Annotated in this window: 19 protein-coding genes and 1 pseudogene; 8 read left to right on the top strand and 12 right to left on the bottom strand. The window is 59.7% G+C overall.

What is annotated here, in order from left to right; translation table 11 throughout:
* Window positions 1-277 precede the first annotated feature (277 nt).
* The gene (locus tag C7401_RS30250) at window positions 278-625 is read left to right on the top strand and encodes a hypothetical protein (protein WP_112175056.1); all 348 of its coding nucleotides are present in this window, start codon (window positions 278-280) and stop codon (window positions 623-625) included.
* A 1537-nt stretch (window positions 626-2162) separates the two neighbouring features.
* Here the strand turns inward: C7401_RS30250 and C7401_RS30245 are convergent.
* The 3 genes from C7401_RS30245 to C7401_RS30235 all read right to left on the bottom strand — a co-directional run bounded on the left by C7401_RS30245 (window position 2163) and on the right by C7401_RS30235 (window position 5940).
* A complete protein-coding gene (locus C7401_RS30245) occupies window positions 2163-3296 on the bottom strand; it encodes an MFS transporter (protein WP_112175082.1) in 1134 nt (377 codons plus the stop codon).
* Window positions 3297-3437: 141 nt separating this feature from the next.
* Window positions 3438-4514 (bottom strand): 1-aminocyclopropane-1-carboxylate deaminase/D-cysteine desulfhydrase, encoded by a 1077-nt coding sequence (locus C7401_RS30240; RefSeq protein WP_112175055.1) that lies wholly within the window; start codon window positions 4512-4514, stop codon window positions 3438-3440.
* Window positions 4515-4599: 85 nt separating this feature from the next.
* Window positions 4600-5940 (bottom strand): cation:dicarboxylate symporter family transporter, encoded by a 1341-nt coding sequence (locus C7401_RS30235; protein ID WP_112175054.1) that lies wholly within the window; start codon window positions 5938-5940, stop codon window positions 4600-4602.
* A 382-nt stretch (window positions 5941-6322) separates the two neighbouring features.
* On the opposite strand from C7401_RS30235, the gene C7401_RS30230 reads away from it, so the two are divergent.
* Window positions 6323-7216 (top strand): LysR family transcriptional regulator, encoded by an 894-nt coding sequence (locus C7401_RS30230; RefSeq protein ID WP_112175053.1) that lies wholly within the window; start codon window positions 6323-6325, stop codon window positions 7214-7216.
* 1105 nt (window positions 7217-8321) lie between these two features.
* Here C7401_RS30230 and C7401_RS30225 read toward each other — a convergent pair.
* From C7401_RS30225 to C7401_RS30205, 5 genes are all read right to left on the bottom strand, one after another.
* The gene (locus tag C7401_RS30225) at window positions 8322-9641 is read right to left on the bottom strand and encodes an MFS transporter (RefSeq protein ID WP_112175052.1); all 1320 of its coding nucleotides are present in this window, start codon (window positions 9639-9641) and stop codon (window positions 8322-8324) included.
* Window positions 9642-9811: 170 nt separating this feature from the next.
* Window positions 9812-10885: an isocitrate/isopropylmalate dehydrogenase family protein gene (locus C7401_RS30220; protein ID WP_112175051.1), complete on the bottom strand. Its 1074-nt coding sequence runs from the start codon at window positions 10883-10885 to the stop codon at window positions 9812-9814.
* Between the two features lie 15 nt (window positions 10886-10900).
* Window positions 10901-11326 carry a cupin domain-containing protein gene (locus tag C7401_RS30215; protein WP_112175050.1) on the bottom strand — a complete coding sequence of 142 codons (426 nt, stop codon included), beginning with the start codon at window positions 11324-11326 and terminating at the stop codon, window positions 10901-10903.
* 34 nt (window positions 11327-11360) lie between these two features.
* A complete protein-coding gene (locus C7401_RS30210; RefSeq protein ID WP_112175049.1) occupies window positions 11361-12731 on the bottom strand; it encodes an NAD-dependent succinate-semialdehyde dehydrogenase in 1371 nt (456 codons plus the stop codon).
* A gap of 29 nt (window positions 12732-12760) precedes the next feature.
* Window positions 12761-13786 carry an amidohydrolase family protein gene (locus C7401_RS30205; RefSeq protein ID WP_181565726.1) on the bottom strand — a complete coding sequence of 342 codons (1026 nt, stop codon included), beginning with the start codon at window positions 13784-13786 and terminating at the stop codon, window positions 12761-12763.
* A 280-nt stretch (window positions 13787-14066) separates the two neighbouring features.
* Between C7401_RS30205 and C7401_RS30200 the strand changes: the two genes are divergently transcribed.
* The 6 genes and pseudogenes from C7401_RS30200 (at window position 14067) to C7401_RS30175 (ending at window position 19203) form a co-directional block, all read left to right on the top strand.
* A complete protein-coding gene (locus tag C7401_RS30200; RefSeq protein ID WP_112175047.1) occupies window positions 14067-14945 on the top strand; it encodes a GntR family transcriptional regulator in 879 nt (292 codons plus the stop codon).
* Window positions 14946-15388: 443 nt separating this feature from the next.
* On the top strand, window positions 15389-15964 hold the full coding sequence (locus C7401_RS30195; protein WP_112175046.1) for a DUF7686 domain-containing protein: 576 nt from the start codon (window positions 15389-15391) through the stop codon (window positions 15962-15964).
* A gap of 99 nt (window positions 15965-16063) precedes the next feature.
* Window positions 16064-16492 (top strand): hypothetical protein, encoded by a 429-nt coding sequence (locus tag C7401_RS30190; protein WP_112175045.1) that lies wholly within the window; start codon window positions 16064-16066, stop codon window positions 16490-16492.
* Between the two features lie 164 nt (window positions 16493-16656).
* A pseudogene (locus C7401_RS30185) lies at window positions 16657-18112 on the top strand (ATP-binding domain-containing protein).
* Between the two features lie 105 nt (window positions 18113-18217).
* Window positions 18218-18724, top strand: coding sequence for an Xre family toxin-antitoxin system antitoxin (locus C7401_RS30180; protein WP_112175044.1), 507 nt, complete (start codon window positions 18218-18220; stop codon window positions 18722-18724).
* Entirely contained in the window at window positions 18721-19203 is a 483-nt protein-coding gene (locus C7401_RS30175; protein ID WP_112175043.1) for an RES family NAD+ phosphorylase, read from the top strand. The genes C7401_RS30180 and C7401_RS30175 overlap by 4 nt, the downstream gene beginning before the upstream one ends.
* A gap of 387 nt (window positions 19204-19590) precedes the next feature.
* On the opposite strand, the gene C7401_RS30170 is transcribed toward C7401_RS30175, so the two are convergent.
* The 4 genes from C7401_RS30170 to C7401_RS30155 all read right to left on the bottom strand — a co-directional run bounded on the left by C7401_RS30170 (window position 19591) and on the right by C7401_RS30155 (window position 24544).
* Complete coding sequence (locus C7401_RS30170; protein ID WP_112175042.1) at window positions 19591-20094, bottom strand: hypothetical protein; 504 nt, start codon at window positions 20092-20094, stop codon at window positions 19591-19593.
* A 97-nt stretch (window positions 20095-20191) separates the two neighbouring features.
* Complete coding sequence (locus C7401_RS30165; protein WP_112175041.1) at window positions 20192-20689, bottom strand: hypothetical protein; 498 nt, start codon at window positions 20687-20689, stop codon at window positions 20192-20194.
* Window positions 20682-23006 (bottom strand): hypothetical protein, encoded by a 2325-nt coding sequence (locus tag C7401_RS30160; protein WP_112175040.1) that lies wholly within the window; start codon window positions 23004-23006, stop codon window positions 20682-20684. The genes C7401_RS30165 and C7401_RS30160 overlap by 8 nt, the downstream gene beginning before the upstream one ends.
* Entirely contained in the window at window positions 23003-24544 is a 1542-nt protein-coding gene (locus C7401_RS30155) for a site-specific integrase (RefSeq protein WP_112175039.1), read from the bottom strand. Before C7401_RS30155 ends, C7401_RS30160 begins: the two co-directional genes overlap by 4 nt.
* Window position 24545: the final 1 nt, after the last annotated feature.

Here is a 24545-nt window from a genome sequence, read left to right as displayed (position 1 = left end):
GGGATTGGCGTCCCCCATGCATCGGCGTTTCGTCCCGATGCATTTTGCTTATGACTCGACGCCATGTGCCGATGCGCTGCGGACAGCCGTCGGTCAAACGTTAGTGCGACTTCAGAGGAGGTCGGCAAAGGCAAAATTGCTGAAGCAAAGTGGCTTACCTCGGCCAGCATGGGCGAGGTAGGTCGCGCACAAGGTCCGGATCTCGATGGTCACCAGCACGATCTGTATCGTCGCGAAAAGATCCGTAAAGACTGGATTTCTTCCAGGGGGGCAAGTCATGATCGAGTTTTCGTCATTTGGAGAGGTTGTCAATTGGGTTGCCCTCGTCGCCAGTGACGCTGCACCCAAGGGAGCCTTGGGAGAGGCCGGCAAAGACGCCTGCAAAAGGTTGGAAGACATCGTTGCCGGAGACGCAACCATCGCGCCACGTAGGGGCAATCAGGCGTCAGCCACTGCCTTAGATGCTCGACCGCTTTTCGAACAGCATCTTGCGGCCGGCCTGACGAATTTTTTGCTCCAGATTCTTATCGAGGCACGTGACGATAGCCTCGTCGGAGTCAAGGCGGATGATTTGTGGGCAGCCAAAACGCGATTGATTGAGCTGATGGCTTCTTCTGCGAACTAAGGTGGGAGCCGTCAAGCTCTACGATTGGGCCGACTTTAAGGAGTCTAGGTCGTTTCCGTTTGCTGAGTTGTAATGGTACCTCGGCAGGAATCCTAAACGTAACATAAGATAGCGCTTTTTTGGCCATGTTCGGCACCTTGTGCGCCGTCGTAACGCAAGGCGCGCGACAGCAGCGCCGTTTTGCTGACAGGCACGGGTGGAAGAATCCGCGGAACTGCTCGCTGATATCAGGGCCAAGCGCCATTGACGACGATTTCAAGGGGATCCCGGGATTCGTAGTCGTGAAGGTTCATTTCACGCGCTCACCGCGCCCCCCCCAACGTAGCCAATTGCCGGACCGTGTCGGCGGACGATGCACACGTCTCTGCCCAGCAATATAGAGCGAACCCACATTCCGTGGATCGATCGTCATCGGCTTTGCCCTTGCAAGAAAACATTGCATGTAGGACGACGATATTTTCAGAAAATCCTTACTGACCGTCCCATATGTGAATGGGTAGACTTGGATTGCCGAACGACACTGTGAGAGGGCGCGTTAAGTCTTAAATTGAGATGCTTTCGTGTCCGGTCGCAATCGGTGATTATCCCCTTTGCGCGTCATGTCCACCCGCATGACGCGCCTTTTCCGGTTGGTTTTTTCTACACGCCGCTCGATTCTTTGTCGCAGACGCAGTCGGCCCCAACCTTCCGGTAACGGAGGGCGACCATATAGGCTGAAGCGGCGACGTTCGCTGATTTGCGTTGTGTCTGACACGTCGGCAGCTATCCCCAGATAAACAGAAACAGGAGCAGTGTTTGCGTCTGATTGGACAGGCGCTCTGGGCCGGATTTTGCTTTATGGATGAAACACGCCCCGATGTGATCACCAATCCGAGTCGTACGATGCGGTGGTCACATGCTCAAAGGCGAGTCCCATCTTGGTCCCGCTCCCTTCCTTCATTGTCGAAACTGCAAGCTCGCCACGATGCGTCGTCAGGAACGCGCAATCTCTGCAAGGAACGTTACAAGGTAGTGGGCGTCCAGCCATCCCGAAACGTGCTTTGACGCCTCGATGCGCTGGATCTCTTTCTGCCCTTTATCGGTCAGGATAGCGAGCTTCTGATCGAATGAAATGCATGAGCACCGTGATCACATCGAGCGATCGTTGTTGACGCTGGACTCAACAGAGGAAGAGGCAGACCTCGAAGCAGTCATTCCTCGTTGAGTCGCGAACAGTCTCCGTGCTCTGCTGTCGCCGAACCCTGAGGAGTCACGCTGAAGGTTCGCCAAACTTTACAGGCCACGACCGGGAGAAAGGTCGAGCGCATCTTCCTCTATCGGAACGCGAGCTTAGTGCTGCCGCTTGTGGCCTCGCTGAGGCTGATGCGTCGAGCCGCAAAACCGGGGCGGGGAGTCGTGCGTGTGCATCCAATGCCTTGAAGGTGCCCGCTCGCCGCCGCGAAAGGGGCGCGAGATCAGGTAATCGGGTAGTCGACGCCTCTGCGGCCACGGGGAGTTTCAACGCTGCACAGGATGCTGCCTGATGGCGACCATCAAGTCAGTGGGCCTTCGCCGCCGATCTGCGACCCTTGGCATGCACGCCAAACGCCGTAGCTGCAAACATCGCGCCCAGCGCACACACAGTGGTCCAGCCAGCCAGATCCCATGCGAGGCTCGCTGCCGCGGAACCGACAGCACCACCCAAAAACATGCCGCCCATCAGAATCGCGTTCAGGCGGTTACGGGCTTCGGGGCGAAGCGCCTGGATGACGTGCTGGTTCGAGACCTGCGAGCCCTGTGCGCCGAAATCGAGCAGGACAACACCCGCGACCAGCCCAGCGACCATGCCCCAGACACCAAAGACCACCCAGGACGCAATCATAGTGACGCTGGCAAGTCCGATCACGAAGTGGGGACCTCTTCGGTCCGCAATTCGTCCGGCTATCGGCGCGAAAAGTACGCCTACAGCGCCGATGATGCCGAACAGACCGGCTACGTCCGCGCCGAGATGATATCGGCTGGCAAGTTGCAGTGCGAGAGTGGTCCACAGTACGCTGAACGAACCGAACACGCACGCCTGAACCATCGTCGCCGTTCGCAGTTGTGGTTCTTCACGCCACAGCGCAGCCAGCGACCTGAGAAGTTCACCATAGCTTGCCTGCGTCTTCGGTGGGCTCTTGGGAAGCGTAACGGCGAGCACGAGGCCCGCGAGTATGGCCATCAGCACGCCGAGCCAGAACATGGCTCGCCAGCCGAAATGTACAGCAACCGCGCCGGCAAGGGCCCGACCAAACAGGATGCCGCAGAGAAGCCCGCTCATCACGGTGCCAATGGTGGCTCCGCGGCGCTCCGGCGAGGCCAATGCTGCCGCAAACGGCAGGATCTGCTGCGCAACGCTCGATGAAATTCCCACAAGCGCGGACGCAAACACGAGTGACCACGCGTCAGGAGAGAGCGCAACCGCCGCGAGCGATAGCGCGAGTGCCACGAACTGGATGACGATGAGGCGTCGTCGCTCAATACGATCGCCAAGCGGCACGAGAAGCAGCAACCCTAGCGCGTAGCCGAGTTGAGTCGTCGTCGGCACAAATCCCGTCAGCGCCCGCTGGTGGGGGAAAGTGCTTTCAATAATGCCGAGCATCGGCTGGTTGTAGTAGATATTGGCGACTGCCATGCCGCAGGTAATCGCCATGATCAACGTCAGTCCAAGACTGATAGACGCAACGGGAGTTCCGTTCGCCGTAGCCTCCGGACGCTCACAGGAAGCTGTGTCCACGATAGAAACCTTGTCCAATGTTCACTCCATTTTTTCTAAACTGCGGAGCGATGCCCGTTACTCAAGTTCGCCGACGACGCCGGACACCTCGAACAGGTTGGCCGTGTCGCCAGTATGCAAAAAGGCGACGTTGCTGTCGGGCGCTACCTTCCCGCTGCGAATGTGCTCGAGCAGACCGGCAAAGCCCTTTCCGGTGTAGACCGGGCCAAGAAACACCCCCTCTGCTTTTGCCAGTTCCTTGATTGCAGCGGTGGCCTCCGGTGACGGAACCGCGTAATTGTCGCCAATGAAACGGTTGTCGACTTCGATTTCGCAGAGAATGGCCTGATCGGACGGCGGCTCGATCGAGAATGTCCGGAAGATGTGCTTCACGCGTTCAGCAATGATGGCCTCGTTGATCCAGAAGTCGGGCTGATAGTGCGAAATGGAAATCGAACGAAACTTGACCGGATGGCCCGTCAACAGCTTGGCGGCGAGCATGCCGGGCAAGGCAGTCCCCGTGCCGGTTGTGTGATAGATGTAGTCGAGTTCGACACCTGCGTCGCGGGCCTGCTCGATCATTTCCATGAACGTGCGGACATGCGCGGCAAATCCGGTGGGATACGCTCCGCCCGTCGGAACGATCATCACCTTCCGGCCCTGCGCCTCGAGTTCGACCTTGCGCGCGTTCATTGCGTTCAGCACACGCTCCTTGTCGTCTGGACGGTTCACGTACGCGCTCCCAGGCGCGACCAGGTAGTGCGTTTCCACATCCATCAGCTTGTCGAGCAGCAGGTTGCCCCGGTAGTCAGTCAACTTGCCGTGCTGCGCTTCGTCGCGCGTAAGGAACAGGATGGGCGTCAGGCCAGCGACCCTGGCAGCTGTTGCGAACTGCATCCCTGAATTCGTGAGATACGCGCCTTGCGTGATGATCGTGTCGACTCCGTCCTGGAGCGCCTGTCCGATAATGAGTTCGGCCACGCGCATCTTGCTGCCACTAAGCGAGCCCGGACCGGCCATGTCCTCACGTTTCATAAAGAGATTGATCCCGTGGGTGCGGGACATGTTCTCCAGCTTGTGGAACGGTGTTGGATAAAAGCCGATCCTCTTTCTCGGCAGCTTGCCGAGTAGATCATCCAGTTCAAAGAGTTGCATACGGTGCTCCCGTTAGCCTGCGTGATGAAAATCTGATTCCAGATGCGTGCCGATCCCTGCGGCACCGGCACGCCATGCTGACGACTCAGGAAATCTGCTCTACGTCATTTATCTGCCTCAGGTAGGCCTGACCCTTCTCGTGGTCATACTGACCTTCCCATTTCGCGATGACCAGCGTTGCCAGCGCATTGCCGACGACGTTCAATGCTGTACGCCCCATATCCATGAAGCGATCAATTCCCGCGATCAGCGCTAGCCCCTGGAGAGGCAGCCCAGCGCTGGACAAGGTGGCGAGGAGAATGACGAACATGAATCCAGGTACACCTGCCGCGCCCTTCGACGTGACGACCATCGTCAGGACCAAAACGATTTGCTCCTGTATGCCGAGATGAATCCCGTAAAGCTGCGCTACGAAAAGCGTACCGATGCCCAGATAGACGGAGGCGCCGTCGAGATTGAAGACGTAACCCGTCGGAATGACGAACGTGGTGATGGCCTTCGGAGAGCCGAAGTCCTCCATTTTCTTCATCAGTTGGGGCAGAACGGTCGCCGAGCTGCAGGTGGTGAAAGCGATAAGCAGCTCGCTCTTGATGATGCGCAGAAGCGTAAAGATGTTGAAGCCAAAAGCGCGGGCCGTGATTCCGAGAATGACGACCGTAAAGGCGATGATGGCCGCGTAGGCAACACCCAGCAGCTTGAGCAGCGGCAGCAACGAAGCGAAACCGAAGTTCGCAACCGTGACGGCGATCAGCGCGGCCACGCCAACAGGTGCATATCGCATCACCATGCCGGTGACCTTGAACATGGCGTCCGAGATGCCTCGAAGCGTATCGACGACGGGTTGCCGGAGTTCCTTCGGTACGCCCTGAAGTGCCAGACCGAAGAGCACGGAAAAGACCAGCACCGGAAGCAGATCCCCGCGCGCCATGGACGCGAGAATGTTCTCGGGTACGATCCCTAGAATCAGATGCATGAATCCATGATGTTCGCCGGCTAGCGCAGCTGAGTGCTGGATGCTGGAAATATCGGCATGACCGAGTTGCGATATGTCGGTGCCGACTCCGGGTTGCAATATGTTGCCGAAAGCCAGTCCGACAACGATGGCGATCGTCGTGATGACCTCGAAGTAGACGATCGTCTTGAATCCAATACGTCCCAACGACTTCCCGTCTCCTACCCCTGCGATACCGACGACCATGCTCGTGAAAACGATTGGCACGACTACCATCTTGATCAGCTTGATGAACAGATCGCCGGCAGGCTGAATATAGTTGCTGACGGCCGCGCTTCGAACGTCCGGATACTTGCTCAGGGCGACGCCGACCAGAATGCCTACAACCATGCCTATGACGATTTGCCAGGCTAGTCCGATACGCAGAGAGCTTCGCGTCGACGGCGCGCGGGCCTTTTGTGCTGAGATGTTCATGTGTCTCCTATTTGCATATTTTTGCGGTCGTGGCGCACTCGGCTGGTTTGGAGGAGCGCCAGCGCGCAGGCGAGAGATCGTTGCGCGGTTAAGCCAAATATAGGAGTCATAGGTGTTGCGGGCCAGTGCTCATTTATCATCGGGCCGTTGCGCAAATAGCAACATAAGAAGCTCGTTGCACGGCGCTTGGCGCCTCCATACCTGCAAACTGCGACCAGCCCTTATTCGGGCGTCTATGCGGCTTCTCCGGCGCAAGTTGCTGATAGCGCTGCAGCGACAACCATTGCTTACTGCGAGCTACGGCGAGTCGTTTCAGAATCTAATTTCTGTTAGTCTCATGCAAATGTAGCAACGACATAACTGGCAGAAAGTAAGGATTTACATGAGGCATCTGCAGATTTACCAGTTCATCGCAGAAGTCGCGCGGCGAGGGTCCATCCGCAAAACAGCCGATCACCTTCACATCACGCCATCTGCGTTGACGAGAAAGATCCAGGATTTCGAGGAGGAGCTTGGGACGCCTGTCTTTGAGAGGTTGCCGCAAGGCATGCGCTTGAATGCAGCCGGGGAACTTCTGCTTCGCCACATCCGGGATCAGAGTGCCGACTTCGAACGCCTACAGGCCCAGTTGTCTGAGCTTGCCGGTATCCGGCGAGGGCACGTCACTCTGGCGTGCTCCCAGGCGTTCATCGATAGCGTATTGCCAGACGAAATAGCAACGTATCGGCAACAGTTTCCGCAGGTGTCGTTCTCGCTGGACGTTCGCGACAACTTGCTGGGTGTCAATGCATTGGCAAACTACGAAGCGGATCTCGCGCTTCTCATCGACCCTCCGCCGTCAGCAGATGTGCGGGAGCTGCTCGTCAAACATCAGCCACTTTGTGCGGTCGTCAACAAGGCCCACCCACTGGCTCAGACGGATTCGGTTCGCCTTCGAGACTGCTTCAAGTATCCGGTCGCAATGCCTAGTCAATTGCTCGCAATACGGACACTGCTGGACGAGGCGACGTGGCGGTTACAGCTCCAGCCCGAGATCGCCGTGGAGTCGGATTCTCTCGAATTCCTTCGCAGTTTCGTCGTACGCGAATCGGCCGTCACCTTTCTCCCACTTAGCGGTGTTCCGCGTGCCGATGAGCGAATTTGTGGCAGGCCGATCAGCACGCAGGATCTTGATCACTTGCGGGTGGTTCTAGGCCAGCTTAAAGGTAGAACACTTTCCATTGCGGCCGAAAAATTTGCCGAGCAGCTAAATAAACACCTTCCGGATTCACGGTAGGCTTCTATCGGCTCGGGGGGCCATCCACTGAGGCGCGTCCTCCGCGGGCGGCGGCCTCCATGTCTTGTTCCCAAGTCAGCCTCCTGAGGCGAGCTCTACCCGAAGCCAGATGAAACGTCGCATCTAGCGAAGGACGGCTCTGCCACCTCCACGCAATCCGAAGTTGCTTGCTCGAGTCGATACCTGCGCGATTGCATCATCGAACGCGTGATGGTTGATCCTCTGCCGCTCGACAACGGCTGACGACTACGCCGCACGCACGCTTTGGCACTTGACTCGACTGAGGACGAGGTCGACCTCGAAGCGATTTTCTCGCGTTAGGCGAGTCGGGACTGGAGTCGCGCCGCGCGAACGGCAAGTCGAGGGCAGAGCCAACCAATATCACGCAGCTGGCATGAGAGGCGCCTGATGTTTGCTTCCAGGGTCCATCATGTCTCCGCAACCCTTCGGCAGGCGACGCACTCAAAGTGCGTGTTATCGGGAGCAAGCACTGAGTGCATCGACGAGTGCATCCCGATAGCGGGGCGAGCTCATCAATGTTTCGCGGTCAACGCCTTGTTCGCGTGCAAATGCCGTCAGGCACATGCGACTAGTTGCAGACGTGGCTTTCGGGCTAATCATAGCCAGGAATACAAGAAATCCGAGAATGATGACGCTCAACGCTCGGCACAGAGACCGTACTCGAGCGCCATTTTGACTGCAGTTTTCCAAAAGGTAGTTCATCGCTAGCTTTTCAACTAGCATAAGGATTACTACTTATATAGCGATATGGTAGGTCGCATAGGGGATAGCTCTATGCGCCTGATCCGTCGCCGGTACTTTTCGGCCACGCGCAGCAATCGATGTCCGCCGTCGGGCCACGTAAGTCCGCGACGAATCAGTTTCTTGTCGGAACAGAGCGACTGGAAGGGAGTGTCCGTATAGATTCCGAACTCGACGTAATTCGCAACGATCTGGGAGGCGAGACGTGTGACTGCAATTCGCACGGGCCGACCCAAGCCGAATCTGGTGTCGCTATACCCAGTCTGGTGTGCAAAATGAGAGCCGGCAAGTCTCCGTCGTGTTTGGAAGTCAGCTGATTTTCGGAAGTGCACCATGTGGTCATTTACTGAGTTTCTTTGCGCATGAAAAGAGGAAGCGTAGCCGCGAGGGCAGCGGACAGTGCCAGCATGGCGGCCATAGCCCAGATTCCAGCCGAGAACGTACCTGTCGACTGTTTGAGGGCGCCGACAAGATACGGTCCAGCAAAGCCGCCGAGCGTGCCGATCGAGTTGATAAATGCCAGGCCACCGGCCGCGGCGATGCCCGTGAGGAACCGCGTGGGAATGGTCCAAAATATCGCTCGAGCTGAGCTGACGGCAACGACGGCAAGGGTCAGGCCGGCGAGCTCGACCACGATACCCTGCGACAGCGCAGACAGTACGAGCCCGAGCCCGCCAGAAAGGCAGGTTGCGACCAAATGAAATACACGGCGGCCGCGACGGTCAACGGCCCGAGCCCAGAGCAGCATGCCGACTACAGACGCGACATAGGGAATGGTCGAGAGCAGGCCTACATTCATCAAGCTATAACCGTGTCCCTTCAGAATCAGCGGTAACCAGATGCCGACGCCGTACGAGCCCAGAACGAAGCCGAACTGAATCGCAGCAAGAAGAAGCACACGGCCATCCTTGAGCGCGGAAAACAGCGCTTTCTTCGGCTTTTGCCGGGGCTCGTCGGCGAGCATCTCGACAAGCGCCGAGCGCTCGTCATCCGTGAGCCAGTACGCATCCTTCGGCTCGTCGCGAAGGAAGCCCAGCACGGCGAACCCAATCAGGACAGCGGGAAGTCCCTGCACCAGAAACATCCACTGCCAGCCGTGCAGTCCACCGAGACCATTGAGTTGCAGCAGGAAGGTGGACATCGGGCCGCCGAGAATCGACGAGAGCGGCACGCCCAGCGTAAAAAGTGCGAGGACGCGCACGCGGTATTGCGCGGGGAACCAGCATGCGAGAAAGAACGTCACGCCTGGGAAAAAACCTGCTTCGGCAACGCCAAGAAGAAGCCTCAAAACGTAGAAGCTCGTGGGGCCCTGAACGAGCGCTGTAGCCGCGGAGGCGAGGCCCCACGTAATCATGATGCGCGCGAGCCACCGTCGAGCACCGTATCTGTATAGCGCGAGGTTGCTCGGAATTTCGCAAAGACAGTAGCCCGCGAAGAGCACGCCGGCGCCCCAGCCGAACTGCGCAGGCGTTAGCCCGATATCTTTGTTCATCGTCAGCGCGGCGAAGCCCACGCTGGTTCGATCGATGTAGTTAAAGATGAAGGCGAGCGTGAGCAGCGGGAGCAGCCGCCAGGCATTCTTTCGCAGTGCCTGTTGGCGTATTGCCTCATTGCCCGGGCGTTCTGCCGATTGCTCGTCCATTGTCAGCGATTCGGAGTGCATATTGAATCCTTCGATGATGCCTTCGTAATGTCACGCGTATGCGTGCCATGCGACGGTGTCTTGGGGAGACCCCGCGAAAATTGCCATTGGCATCGTGGCCTTCATCGAGCGTCTCCTGTCTTTGTTATGTGCGTCCGGCGAAGGGGCTGCCTTCACCGGCGTGATAGACGTCAGCCCTTCTGGATTGCCTCCGCAACCTTCAGGCCAAACGCCTTGCAGCCCATCTTGCCGCCGAGGTCAGCGGTGCGGGTTTCCGGGTTTGCCAGAACCGCATCGACGGCCTTATCGATGGCGTCTGCGGCCGCGATGAAGTTGGGCTTCTGGCGATGCTCGCCGATCCAGCGCATCAGCATGCTGACTGAGAGAATCATCGACGTCGGATTGGCCTTGTCCTGGTTCTGTATGTCCGGGGCCGAGCCGTGCTGCGCCTGCGCGCAACAGAGGTCGTCGCCCGCCATGACGGAGCCGCCGAGACCGAGGCTGCCAGAAAGCTCTGCGGCGAGGTCGCTGATGATGTCGCCGTAGAAGTTCGTCGCCACCAGTACGTCGAATTTCTCCGGCGAGCGTACGAGGTGGGCCGTCGAGGCATCGACGAGCAGGTCGTTCAGCTCGACTTCAGGGAACTCCCTGGCCACGTTGCGCACGCACTCGAGGAACAGGCCATCGGTCATGTGAAAGCTGTTCGCCTTGTGGATGGCTGTCACTTTCTTTTTGCGCTTCATGGCGAGCTCGAAAGCGCGGCGCGCGATGCGCTCGCTGCAATGGCGCGTGATCTTGCGCACCGAAAGGGCCATGTCCTTCGAGGGCATCATTTCGCCCCATCCCAGCGCCATGTTACGGTCCGGATAGAAACCTTCGGTCGCCTCACGCATGATCACGAGGTCCATGCTCTTGCCTTCGCGCATGTTCGACGTAAGAAACGGACGCGTGCGCGAAGGGCGGACATTGGCGTACAGGTCAAGCTCGCAACGGAACGCGGCGGAAACGTTGCGGCCACCTTTCTCGGGCGCTGGGTAATCGGCGTGTGAGACGGTGCCGAGAATCAGACCATCGTACGTGGGTGCTTTTTCCAGTACTTCTGGGCGCAGAGTCGTGCCGTGCTTTTCGAGGCTCGCGAAGCCGATGTCTTCGTAATCGTATTGCAGGCCAAGATCAAAGATCTGGTCGGCCTTGCCAAGCACGTCGATGGATGCGGCGATGATTTCCGGGCCAATGCCGTCGCCGGGACAAACGAGGATACGCATGATGATTTGCTCAGTTTAATTCGAAGAGGTCTGGTGCTCGGCCGACACGGGCCGCGTCTCGCCGCTGTCGGCGAGCGTGCGCGTCGCGTCCTGGCGCGCGTAGATCCAAAGAATCTTCATCGGCTCGGTTTCCGAGAGGTTGCGGAAGCGGTGCGGCACATTCGGCGGAATGAACGTCGTGTCGAGCGGCTTGAGTTCATATTCCAGACCGTCGATGTCGAGAATCGCGTGGCCTTCGACGAGTACCACGCTTTCCTGGCAGTTGTGGCTGTGGAACGGGATCTTCACGCCGGGCGCAAACGAGGTGTAGCCGGTGATGAAGCTATCCGAGCCCGTCGACTTGCCGACGAGCGGCGTCGTGCTGGCGCCACCGCCACGGTCGTAAGTCGGCAGCTGGTCGGGTTTCAGGAGGGCAGCGCCCGAGGGGGTCTTGATGGTCATGTGTGCTCCATTGAGGACAGTCGTGGGCGCCGAATCAGGCGGCAGGGCCAATCCAGACGGTCTTGACGTTGGTGAATTCGCGAATGCCGGCTGCGCCCAGTTCCCGGCCATAGCCCGATTGCTTGATGCCGCCGAAGGGCAGGCGAGCATCCGAAGCGACGGGACCGTTGACGAACACAGCCCCCGCTTCGATTTGACGAACGAGCGTTTTTGCTTGCTGGGGATCGCTCGTCCACAGCGCAGCGCCCAGACCAAATTCCGTTGCGTTTGCCAGTGCCACCGCTTCGTCTTTGGTGGCGACACGCAGAATGGCCGCGACAGGACCGAACGTTTCTTCAACCGCAGCAGCCATATTCGGCGCGACACGGTCCAGCACGGTCGGCGCGTAGAAGAAGCCGGGACCCGGGACGGGTTGGCCACCGGCCTTCAGGACCGCACCTGCTTCGAGCGTACGCTCGACCTGGCGGTGCAGTTCGTCGCGCAGGTTGCTGCGCGCCATCGGGCCAATCGTCGTATCGCGTTGCGTGGGGTCGCCGACCTTGAGTTTCGCCACGCCTTCGCAGAAGAGGTCGACAAAGCGGTCCGCGACCTTCTCGTCGACGATGAAGCGCTTCGGCGAAACGCAGCTTTGGCCCGCATTCGAGAAGCGTGCCTTCACGGCGGCTTTTGCGGCGGCCTCGACGTCGGCGTCGGCCAGTACGATGAACGGGTCCGAACCACCCAGTTCGAGCACCTGCTTCTTCATGGCGCGGCCAGCCTGCGAGGCGACCAGCTTGCCCACAGCAGTCGAGCCGGTCAGCGTGACGGCGGCGATGCGTGCGTCTTCGATGAGCGCGGCGACGTTTTCGGGCTCGATGAGCATCGATGTCATGAGACCGTGCGGCACTTCCGCTTCGGCGAAAACCGAGTTGATGACGAGCGCGCATTGGGGCACGTTACCGGCGTGCTTGAGAATCGCACCGTTGCCGGCGCACAGTGCGGGTGCAGCGAAGCGGATGAACTGCCACAGCGGGTAGTTCCACGGCATGATGGCCAGCACCACGCCCAGCGGGTCGTACGCGATGTAGCTTTCGCTCGCGTTGCTCGAAACCGTCTCGTCATTCAGGTACTTTCCGGCGCTCTCCGCGTAGAAGCGGCACGTCCACGCCGACTTCTCGACTTCGGCTTCCGCTTCCGCGATGGGCTTGCCCATTTCCAGCGTAATCAGCGCTGCGATTTCCGCTTTGCGGCGTTGCAGAACTTCAGCAATGCGCGCGACCGCTGCTGTGCGGACATTGAGCGGCTGCTTTGCCCACGCGCGTTGTGCGACTTGGGCATCTGCGAGCGCCTGTTCGACGCGCTCAGGGGTATCCGGGTTGAAGGTTGCTACGACTTCTTCAGTGGCAGGGTTCAGGGTGCGAAACATGCAGGAATCCTTGATTTTGTGAATCGGGTTCAGCTCGCCTGTGCGGCGAAACCATAAAGTCGGGCAGGGTTGTCGACCAGAATCTGTTGGCGCACGGAGTTCGTCTCGGCCCATGAAAGTACGTTGTTCAGCGCTCGGCCGGCGTCTTCCTTGCGAAACGGTTCGACTCGCGTGAGGTCGCCGTCGCGATGGCTTGCGCTGCCCGTGTGGGGCCAGTCGGACGCCCAGAGCATGCGGTCCGGCCGCGCGCTAATGAGCTGCTGTGCGAACGGGGCAATATCAGCAAAGTCGGGGCCTTGCGCTGATGCGCGATACGGCGCCGAGAGCTTCACGTAGACGTTTCCGTCCTTCACGAGCTGAAGCACCGTATCGAATGCATCCTGTTGCTCAGGCTGTCTCGCGACGCGCACACCCGCGAAGTGATCGAGGATGACGGAGACGGGAAGGGTAGCAATCGTCGGCGCCATGGCTGCGACGACGTCGACATCTGCGTAAATCTGGATCGACCAGCCCAGCGGCGCCACCGTTTGGGCCGCGTGCTTGAGCTGCGCGAGGGCGACCGTATGGTCGCGCTGGCCCTTCACCTCGAGATTCAGGCGCACTCCGCGCACCCCGTGGTCATTCAATGAGCGCAGCTCTGAATCGGTGATGACCTGCGGGTCGATGACGGCGACGCCACGCGCGCGGTACGTCCCCAGCTCTTTCAGGGCAGCGAGAAGTGCCGAGTTATCGGTGCCGTACACACTCGGCTGCACGACGACGACGCGCTCGATTCCAAGACGCCCTTCAAAGCCAAGCAGGTCGGACACGACCGCGCGGCCTGGCGTGTACGAGCGGCCGGCCGCGAAGGGATACCGCTCGGCATCGAAGATGTGGACGTGGCAATCGCAGCTTCCGGACGGCAAGGTCGAAGCCGGCAGGCTGGGGACATCGAGCGGAGATGTGGCGGGCGACGAGGCGGTGCCGCCAAACGCGGAGGCGCCAGAACACGCGCTGGACAGTGCAAGGCCACCCATTGCTGCAAGGCTCGCGCCGAGAAGGTTCCTGCGATACATGTTTCTCCCTGGGCGTAGAAGCTGGATTGGTTGGTATTTTATGCTTGCGATAAACCATGTAAAGGGTTTTTTGTTGTTCTGAAAGACCATCAAGGGTAAACGACGACAAATCCTTTCCTCAGTGAAAATCGCGATATATTGGCGAGAATTGGCTGTTCATCAATGTCGGGGCGATCAGATGAAGCGTAAGGAGGCTGGAAAATATCGGGTCTATAGATAACCAAAAAACCATTAGGCAAATATGATAGGATTAGCGAAAATTCCATCATTCCGACCTGCCATGCCCCGCGCTCTAGCCGACGTACTCGCGGCGAACATTCACCAGCACATCGCCAGGTCCGGTATCGCTCCCGGAACACGGCTACCGGAGCGCACGCTCGCCGAGCAATTCAACGTGTCGCGCTCGCCCGTGCGTGAGGCGCTCAGGCGTCTCGCCGCGCAGGCCGTGGTGGCGGCGCATCCGGACGGCGGGTACGCAGTGGCGGAAGGCGTAGGCGCCACCAGTGAGGCCGAGACGATCGAGGTCGAGAGCGTCGATGCCAGCGAAGAAACTTATCTGGCTATCGCTGAAGATCGGCTCGCGGGGAAGCTCGAAGACCGTGTCACGGAAAACGAGCTGATGCGGCGATACGGCATCACGCGTGCACAGCTCAACGCAGTGCTGCGTCGGATGGTGCAGGAGGGGTGGATCGAGCGGCGGCCAGGGCACGGCTGGCAGTTCCAGTCGGTTTTGACGTCTTCGGAGACATATCGACAAGGCTACCGGTACCGGCTACTGATCGAGGCAGCGGGCATCATGGAGCCGACTTTCAAGCTCGATCGCGAGGCGCTATTGCGTTGCCGGACCGAGCAGGAAGCCCTCGTCAATGGCGGCGTCAGAACGGCGTCGCCGGCAGCACTTTTCGATGCGAACAGCCGGTTGCACGAGACCATCGCGGCGTGCTCAGGCAACGTCTTCATCCTTGACGGACTGCGTCGGCTAGACAGGCTGCGCAGGCTGATGGAGTACCGGAAAGCAGTCGACCGGGACCAGGCAGGGCGCCGCTGCCGTGAACACCTCACTTTGATAGACCTGCTTCTATCCGGTCAGCGCGAAGCGGCCGCCGATTTCATGAAGTTGCATCTGCACAGCGCTGTGCGGGAGAAAACGTCGGACTAATAGCGCGGCACGGTTGCCCGACGCTCGGACTGCCGTCAATTTACTAGTATTCGTAAATTTGACATAAAAGAAATGATCACATTTTTGATTCGTCATCCTCTTCTTTTGAAGGGGAGCCTGCACCGGCTACCGAGCTCCGGGCACATCAGGCCTGTAGCGTGTTCCCATGGAAGCCGCCGTGTGGAAATGTCCTCATCGAACGCCTCGATCACGGATGGCGTGTCGCCTTCCCGCTCGTCAGGCGGCGCAAGACGCTCGGCGCCAATTAGAATCTGCTCGCAGTCTCTGTAAAATATCGGCATCCGTTCGCCAGTTTCTGCGCACCTCTTGCGGCTTCCTCGGGTTGCATGTTGCCGCACCTGCGACGAACAGTGTCGGCACAGACGGCAACCGGCCCCCAACCTCGCAGCAATCGCAGGAAGAAACTTTACAGCGGGCACAACATGGCGCACGACCGATGCAAACAATGTGGCAGCCAAATGCCGCCCTGGGACACCATCCAGTGCGGCTACGGTGATGGCAGCTATGAGTTGCTCTGCATGCGGTGCTTCAATTCGAAGATCGCCGAGACCGCCGGATTCACCGATTTTGAGAACGTCCGGCTTGCCCCCATCCAGATGATCGACTGCCAGGGGGAGTCCCACCAGTTCCATTTCCAGCTCCGCCTCCTGGGCGACCGGATTGCCCTGGATGCCTTTGAGCTGCGCGGAGAAATTCCAGCTGGCTACCGGTTCCAGCTGATCGGTGAGGCCGACGACGATGTGGTCGTGCTGCTCGGGCGACTCGTCGAAAAGATTCGCCGCGCGCTGTCGGTCAGGCACATCGATTTTCATGAGTGCCAGATCATTGGCAGCACGGTGCGTGGGCGTATCGAATGGGACGAATCGCAGCCCGGACGCCTGCCACTCGTGGTGGTCGACGGGAAGGATGTCTCATGGGACGAACTTGGACAAATGCTCATGTGCATGGAAGGGTGCCAGTTCCGGCTCGAGATCGCTGACCCGAGCGAGGAGCTTTGAGTCGCGGCGCCGGAGTGTCATGGCGAGCTGCCGTCCCTAGCTCTCGGGCGGTTTGCAAACTGGGTCGCCCGAACGTTACACCGCTATCGGAGGAAAATCATGGTCGCACTCTGGCACGACGATCTTTCCATGGACTTTGCCTTCGTCAGTTACGCGGCGCCAATGGAGCATAACGCGTATGTCTCGCTCGATACGGGCAAGGTCTGGTGGACTTCCGATTCCAGCGACGCGTTTGACGAAGAGATTCCCGACGACCTTGAAACTTCCGATCGCTACCTTGCGATCCCGCACAAGAACGAGCTTGATCTGGGAAGACGTCTCGCCTTGCGCTTTGTCGCACAGGAGTTACCTGCGTGTTACGACCAGGCCGAAGGACTTTTCCGGCGGCAAGGGGCGTATGCGCGTTTCAAGGATTTGCTGGAACGTGAGGGCGTTCTCGAGCGCTGGTATGCGTTCGAAGCCGATGCTGTCGAAAGTGCGCTGAAGCAATGGTGTGCGGAAAACGGACTTGAGTTTCTTGAGGCTTGACGGACGCTTTCAGCTTTCGCAACGCCACGGTCTCCGTTGGTCAAACGTGGACTTGTTCCGAGGTCACGTCCGGTGCCTCCTGGGCCGCGCGATCAGCTATGGATCATGCGAAGATCCGTGACTCCACATCGCCAGGAGCGATCGCACATGAGGTCTGGTATCGCGTGAAGAGGACCTTTATTCCCACGGGAGAGCAGCAGGCCGTGCTGGAGGCGGCGCGTGGCGCCGCGGACCTGAAGATCAAGGCATTCGCAGGCGCGGGCAAGACCTCCACACTCCAGCTCGTGGCCGAGCAGTTCGGCCAGCGGCGTGGCACGTACCTCGCGTTCAACCGGGAAATCGCGGCAAGCGCCGCCCGGCGCTTGCCACCTCACGTCGGCGCACGGACGATGCATTCGATGGCCTGGGCCTCCGTCAGTCCGTCGCTGCGAAACCGGATGAGCCTTCAGGGCGAGCCTCCGCACGAACTGGCTGCGCGTTACGGGCTTGGCCCGCTGGAAGTGCGGACAGTGATGTGCAAGTCTGTCGAGATCGCCCCGTTCGAGATCGGACGGATGATTGCCGATGGGCTGGACAGATTCTGGCCGGTCCGCTGACATTCAGCCGGCAGCGAAGCACATTGTCGTCGATGAAAAGATCGACGAAGCGGTGACCGGGCCACTGCGCAGCTACCTGCTGCCTTACGTCGAGCGGTTGTGGGAAGAGGGCGCAGCGGCGAGCGCCATTTCGCCTGACGTGCTCCTGAAGCTCTGGGCGCTTTCGGAGCCACGCATTGAAGCCGACTACGTCCTCTTCGATGGGGCGCAGGACAGCGATGGCGTCATGCTGTCGGTTCTCGGCCGGCAGCGCCACGCGCGGATCATCTACGTGGGCGATCCTTACCAGCAGATCTACGAGTGGCGGGGCGCGGTCAATGCGATGGCGCAGATCGACGCGCCCGAATGCGCGCTCACAGAGTCGTTCCGTTTTAGCGTCGCGTTTGCAGCGCTGGCCAGCCGGCTGCTCACGCTGCTCGGTGAGCGCACACCCGTCCGGGGACAGGACGCCATCGGCTCGATCATGGTGGAAGATCCCGCGCTGGCACTGCCGGTTGATGCGATCCTGTGCCGGAAGAACGTCACGGCGATCTGGCAGTTCGCTGCAGGACTCGAGGCGGGACATCGACCGGCGATCCGGATGAGTCCGGCGGAGATCCTCGCCTACGCTGACGGCGCGGACCGGCTGCTGGCCGGACAGCGCGCGTTCCGCCCGGCGGCGTTTTCGCTGTTCGAAACGTGGAGCGACGCACAGGCGTTTGCACGCAGTGCGTTTGGTCAGGATCTGCTGCCGGTTGGGCGGATCGTCGACGAACTGGGTACTGGCTATCTGCGGGTGCTGGCGCAGCGTTCGGCGGGCGCTGGCGCCGCCGACTATGTGATATCGACCGTCCACCGCGCCAAGGGCCTCGAATGGAAGCGGGTCAAGGTGGCCAATGATTTCCGCCTGCGCGGCGTCGACGAGAGCCCGATGCCGGACGACGATGAGCTCCGCCTGCTCTACGTGGCCGTGACCCGGGCGCAGCATGTCCTCGATATCTCGGAGTTGCGCGACGAGCTGCTGCGGCTCTTCAGTCTCCGGTGACAGAACTGGCCAGTCCGGCAGGTGCTCAAACGGGAGTTTCTTGATTCCCGTTTGAGATTACCCTAAAATGGGAGTTATGATGTTCTCATCTGGGAGGCTCACATCATGGCCCTGAATCAACCGTCCGGCCGTCATGCGGCCGCGCGCCCGGCCGCCGCGCATGCCGGCAAGGCATTGGTCGGCTCTGGCCGGTCCGACGCCCACCCTGACGATATCGAAACATTCCTCGTCCAGTTTGACCCGCTCGAGCAGCGCCGGCAGATCCGCGAAGGCATGGAAGCGGCGATCATTGAGCGCGTTGCGAAGGACCTGTTGCACGTGCCGGTGCAGACGCTGCTCGCAAATCTCAATCTGCCGAGTTCGACGATCCTGCGCAAGATGGCGCGCCAGGAGCGCCTGTCGCCATCCGAGTCGGATCGCGTCGCGCGCGTGCTCTACGTGCGGCAGCTCGCGGTCGAGGTGTTCGAGGACCCGGCACTGGCCGCCGAATGGATGCAGCGATTGAATGCGGAGCTGGGCGGGCTCAGTCCGCTCGAAGTGCTCGACTCACAACCGGGCTACGACCGCGTGCGTGAGATTCTGCTGCGCGTCATCCACGGCGTGTCTGCATGAGGCTTTACCGCCTGGCGAAAGAGCGGCGCGGCTATTACCGCGCCGATGACCTGAGCGGCAATGGTGCGGCGATCGCCGGCGGCCGCTGGAACCCGCGCGGCATGCGGGTGCTCTACACGTGCTGTCACGCGTCGACAGCGTTGCTGGAGGCGCTGGTGCACATGGCAGGCTTGTTGCCGGCCGGTGGCTATTTCCTCGTGACACTCGAGGTGCCGGACGCCGTCTACAACGCGGCGTTCGTCCCGGATCTGCCAGATGGCTGGGCAGACCTGACGCGCGAGCCTGCGGCGACAAGGGCGCTTGGCCGGCAATGGCTTGAGGCGGCCGAGCAGCTCGGGATGCGCGTACCGTCGGTCGTCTGTCCAAGTGATTTCAATCTGCTGCTGAACCCGATGCATGAGGAGATGGCGAGCGTCAAGGTCGTCAGTAGCGAGCCCTTTATGCTGGATCCGCGGCTGTTTGGTCAGGCGACGCGATGAGCCCGATGTCGATGACCGGCGCAAGTACGAAACATCCGGGAGCAAACGTCAGGAGCTGAAAGTTCTTGCGGTCCTTTCTTATGCCCCGAAGCGCCTTGGAGACCGCGAAGTATAAGGCGCACGGTCGTTCGAGCATCAAATAAATAGGACTACGTATTAAACGTTGAATCTTGGTACCTATGGCACAGTGTTGCGTGGGGTTGGTTTTTCAGGTTTTGTTGTATTTCAACGGGGAAGGCGGCCGAGTTATCCACAGGATATTGCCTCTTTAACGAGTTCGCCGTTGCGCATCCCAAACCGGGGCTATTGTTGCGTCGAGTATCACGAGGCGACGCAACACGATACTCACCAAGCGCGATCTCCGACAGCCGTCGTGTTGCGCGCGATCTAGCTGGTTTGCGATCTGGGACCCACGCCGAGTTGCCACAGCATATCGATGTTTTTCAGGTACAGGGCAACTTTGTCGGGCGAAGCGTGGATGATCGAATGCCCATCTTCACCAACGCCGGCCACGTGGGCGGTCCACGGGTCTTCCAGACATTGGCACATGTCGCTGATATCGTCGCGATACTGCTGAAGCTTTTCCGGATCCCAATCGCTTTTCAGATCGGACGCCAGGAGAATCGTTAGCGTACCTTTCCGCTCACCGATATACCGCACGGGGGACAGTAGCCCGCCGACGTACAGCATCATGACGGCGTCGATCACGCGATCGTCGTGATCTTCATCCCAGATGACCGCGAAGTCGAGGAAGGCGCACCGGTCGATTCGGTTCAGGAACTCGTCGTGCCACACAGGCGCCCGAAGCACGGAGTAGTGAGTTCCCCGTCCGAGCTTGCCGATCGGATGGGTTTCATCGTGCAGGGTCTGGAAGAAGTGGCAATAAGACATCAAACGCTCCTTTCGGGAGAGAGGCGGCTTCCGCCGCGGAACCTCAGCCATTTCGTAGCTGGGGTGTCGAGCAAACACTATCACACCGCAGGGATGATCATCGTCGCTTTGTGTTTTCGCGGTGTTCTGATCCGGTCGACGAGATTGCAGATGCAGGCGCAGTCGGTATCGCGCCGAGCTCGGCGAGCTTGTCGCGCGCCTCCCGATGGTGTTCATAGAATTTCGCCCACTTGCTGAAGCCACCGAGTTCGCCGACAGCGCGCAGCATGGCGAGGTGGGAGGCGGTAAGCAACTGCACAGTAGACTCGAGCTCTGCAATCCTGATGTCCTTGTCGGCAAGCGACGAGGCCGTGTCGGAGCCGGAACGTTTCGCGATCCGGCCGCGCCAGCGCCTGTATGCTGACTGCCGCTCCTGATACTCGGCCAGCAGCTGGCTTCGAGACTCGCTGCGGGTAATCGACGATGCCGCCTTGATGGTTGGATGCAACCGGGCAACGGCGCGCGCCGTGATGTCTTCGTCGTCAGCCAGCAGCGTCTCAAGAATTTCGCGCATCTGCTCGTCGCCGTGCGATATCGATTCGCCGGTTTCAGTCATCAAGTACTCCTCGTTGTGGCGGTACGGAGAGGTCGATACCGTCCGGGAATGCGTGCTTGCCAGGTGGCGTCGCGAGCAGCTTCTGCACACCAGCCAGACGCCTTTCGGCATGCTCAAGCTGGTTCTTCCAGCCGATACTCGTTGAGGGACGGCCCTTGATCGTTTCCAGAGCCAGACTAAGTTTTCCTTCGAGCTGGACGAGGTTTCGCCGGTGCTCCGGGAGGTCAGTGGCCGAGAGGTGACGACAGTCAGCGAAGCACTCGAGATGCTTGGGGCAAGGGTCGACTGTGAACGAGTTCAGGCAGTGTCCATATGGCGTGGCATGGAATCCGTCCGCTTCAGCACGCAGGTACTCGTACGCAGCCATGTCGCCTTCAGCGGCCTGGATGCGCCGGAAGGCGTCAACGATTGGCCCCGAAGCCTTGCCGCCCTTGATGAGCTTCGCGACGGTACTGGCCTTCTCGCCGAGTAGTAGTTCGATATCTTGCGGAATTTCGATCTGCTCGAGATCCTCCGCGAGACTGCGATGATCATACTCGTAGCTCTGTGCGACACTGCGCCGGTTGAAGCGCTTTGAGATGATCGTGTCCGCCACACCCAGCCGGAACAATTCCGTGTTTTGCAGATGACGCAACATGTGCGCCTCAATCTTCATGGCGCGGTCTTCATCCGTTTCACCATACTTGGCAAACAGGTTTGGCACAGCATTATCGTCCAGCAAGCCGTCATAGATAAACTCAGGGTCCGGGCGGCTTACCGCAATATAACGGGTTACATCGCAGAGTCCATCGTTGCGCTCTTCGGCAAGCGAGCGTTTCGGCTGCACGAAGAGAAGCTCCCAAGGCTGGACGGAGCCAACTGCCAGCGGCAGCGGAGCGATGTCGGACACCTTGGATGGCGTCACGCGCCGGATGTGTTCCTCGAGTTCGCCGACATGCAGATGCGTCGCATGCCATTCCAGCCGCTCACCAAGCCTGACCGGCGAGCCGTCGCCACGCCGGAATCGGAGGAGGGTCTCGCCCTTGAGCATCAATTGCTTCAGGCGGTTCCCGAACATGTAGACCGCCATGGAAAGGGGAAGGTCGCCGCTGCGTCGCCGGTCTAGCTGGTATTCATGCAGTTCATCAAGGACTGCAGGATCGAAGTTCTCACGATAGCGCTCAACGAAGGGTTCCCGTTCGATAGTCGACCAGAACGGGTTACCCGTGAGACGCGGGTAGATTTCGACGACGGGCACCACACTGTCAACCGGATACCAGGGCAGCAGCCGCCCCGTTTCGCACTGCAGCTTCAACGTCGCTCGCAGCGGTTGGGTGAGCTGGGCCACGTGAGCTAAGGTCTCTGCCAGCAGCGCGCGGAACATTTCCGGAACTGGCTGAGTGCTTTCCCGAAGGATGCGACTGTCGGACTCATCATCCTGCTGCTTTTCGGCGAAGTGTCGCACCATCAGGGACGTTGAGATGCCACCGGAGTCGCCGGCTGGCCGGCCCTTCACATCCAGGTACGTTCGCTCGCGCTTCCAGTCAACCGGCAGCAGTGCGACCTCGCCTGCACGCATGCCGGTCACGATCAGGCAGCGCGCCGCTGCAAACCGCAGATCATCCATGAACGTGCGCGGCTTTTCGGTCATCACGATGCGTGTCAGTTCCCAGAACGCGCGTCGCTCGGGTAGACGCTCGTTACGTTTGCGAGCCTCGAGATCGTCGCGAAGCCTTTCCGGCGACCACACATGTTTTGCCCTGATTGCACTTTTGCTTCTCATCCGCGGAACGGCGAGCGCAGGGTACAACGGCCCCACGTCGCAAAGGTGCTGGGCATCAAGAATCAACTTGACGATACCGATGACCAGATCGCCCAGTTTGCCGCTGGCCTGTATCGCTGCTCCAATGCGAATCGCGATACGCAGGTCATCAACGGTCAGTTTCCAGGGTTCCTTTTCCACGCATGTCGCAACCACACGGAGTGGTCGCGCGATGTGCTGCATGACATGTCCGGTGGTGTTGCGCTTGAACAGCAACTGTTCGGCAACGGCCGCCTTGACCAGATCCCGCCAAGCCGCAGACAGCGGGCATCGGGGCAGCGGTGCGAGTCCATGCTCGACGCGCTCCGCGTTGACGATCGCCAGCGCCTTCATGTCCGGTCCGAAGTCCCGCAGGTAGTGAGTCGGTGGCGGCACGTCGCCCGCGATGGCCGTCAGGTTCCAGCCGACGCCATCAGCAACAGCGCCTGCCTCGTCGAGTGGCATGTCCCACTGCAGCCCTTTTTCGCGGGCCAGAGTCTTTCCCAGTTCGACGAACGCGCTGTAGTAGGGATTCATCGGTCTTCGCTTTCCAGTTCCTCGATGACCGTCTGGATTTCAGCGATCGTGCGCTGCAACTGGAGATAGGCTGGTGACCTGGTGTCGCCACGGGAGCTCTGCTCGAACAATACGACCACCTCGCGCATTGAGGCCAGCACGCTCTCGTGCATTGCCCTGTCATGCAAGGGCATGAACTTTCCGCAGCCGTAGCAGGACGTCACCGGGTTATAGGGGCAGGCGGGTTGTCCCGACGTGCAGCCACCGATACCTGCGATCGGGATGCCGTGAGGCACACCAGCGATCTGCTGCTCACCCTTGAGTAAGGTGAGCTCTTCCGGGGAGATGAACCGGTCGTGCGCGATCCTTGCAACGCGCCTGTACACGTCCGACGCACCGAGTGCCCGGTTTACTCTTTCTGCATGGGTAGTAGATGTCTCGTAATACACCAGGCCCGTTTGTGTGTGCGAATGGCCTAGAAACTCGGCCAACTCTTCGTGGCTTGCGCCAGCATCGACGAGTCTCTGCGCTGCTGTGTGGCGCAGGTCGGTCGCCGTACCGAGGTCTTCGGAGTCGATCAGTTTTCTCACGAGCGCGGCAATCCGGGCTCCGGCCTCATAGTTCGATTCGACAGCAAAGAAGCGTCCAGTGCCTGCAAAGCCTTCATCCTGTCGCAGCGCATTGAGCGTAACGAAGATAGGAGCCCATTCTCGTTTGACCCGACGCGTCAGCGGCTTTCTATTTGAGTCCCTCCGTTGCTTCGCCATATGGAAGGTTAGATGAACCGTCGGTGGTTCACCCGGCACAACCTCCCAGATACGGACATTTCTCATGGTCAGCATCGCAATCTGTATTGGGCGCATGGCAAACTGGTAAGCGCACAGCAACATGCCCGCATTACAGAGGTCGTCGTTCGCTAGAGGCGCATTCATGGACGCGAGGGCAGAAACGGTTTCGTCCAGATGCCTGACGATCGCAGCTTCCTCTTCGACCGACAGAAAGACATCTCCAGAACGAATTCCGGCATGCGAATCGGTCGCGGGACCGGGCAGGGAAGAGCGTATAAATTCCTCATACGCTGTGGACCAGCCGAGAAGCCGATGGAGGCACAGCAATCGCAGCAGTCCTTTGCTGAAGCGGTACGCGTCCTGAGGCAATTCTCGAGCACGTATGACGGTCCATTCGCGACCGATTTTGTGGGGACCGGCGTCAATCAGCTTTTCGACTTCGGAAACCGAGAAGTGCATCGCTCCGCTTGCTGCCTTCAAAGCCGAAACGACATGAAGGCCTTTGCCCAGCAGGAACAGGAAGAGCTGCTTCACCAGCATCCCGTATGCACCTGGATATCGATCGAAGTCCAGCCTATGCGGGCGCCCGTAGATCAACAGTTCGAATACCTTGGCTTCTGTGGGCGCGACGATCGAACGGGTCGCATCATCAAACTCGTCGTAGTAACGGATGACGGGAGGAAGCGCTGGAAGTCGTGAGACGACTTCGGCAATCAACTCGCCTGCGTCGGGAGCGGCATCTGCAATGCCAACGCTACCGGATAGTTGCATG

Source organism: Paraburkholderia unamae, assembly GCF_003268775.1.
Taxonomy (GTDB): domain Bacteria; phylum Pseudomonadota; class Gammaproteobacteria; order Burkholderiales; family Burkholderiaceae; genus Paraburkholderia; species Paraburkholderia unamae.
Note: the sequence above shows the minus strand (reverse complement) of the source record. Positions and strands in the feature narration are given on the sequence as shown.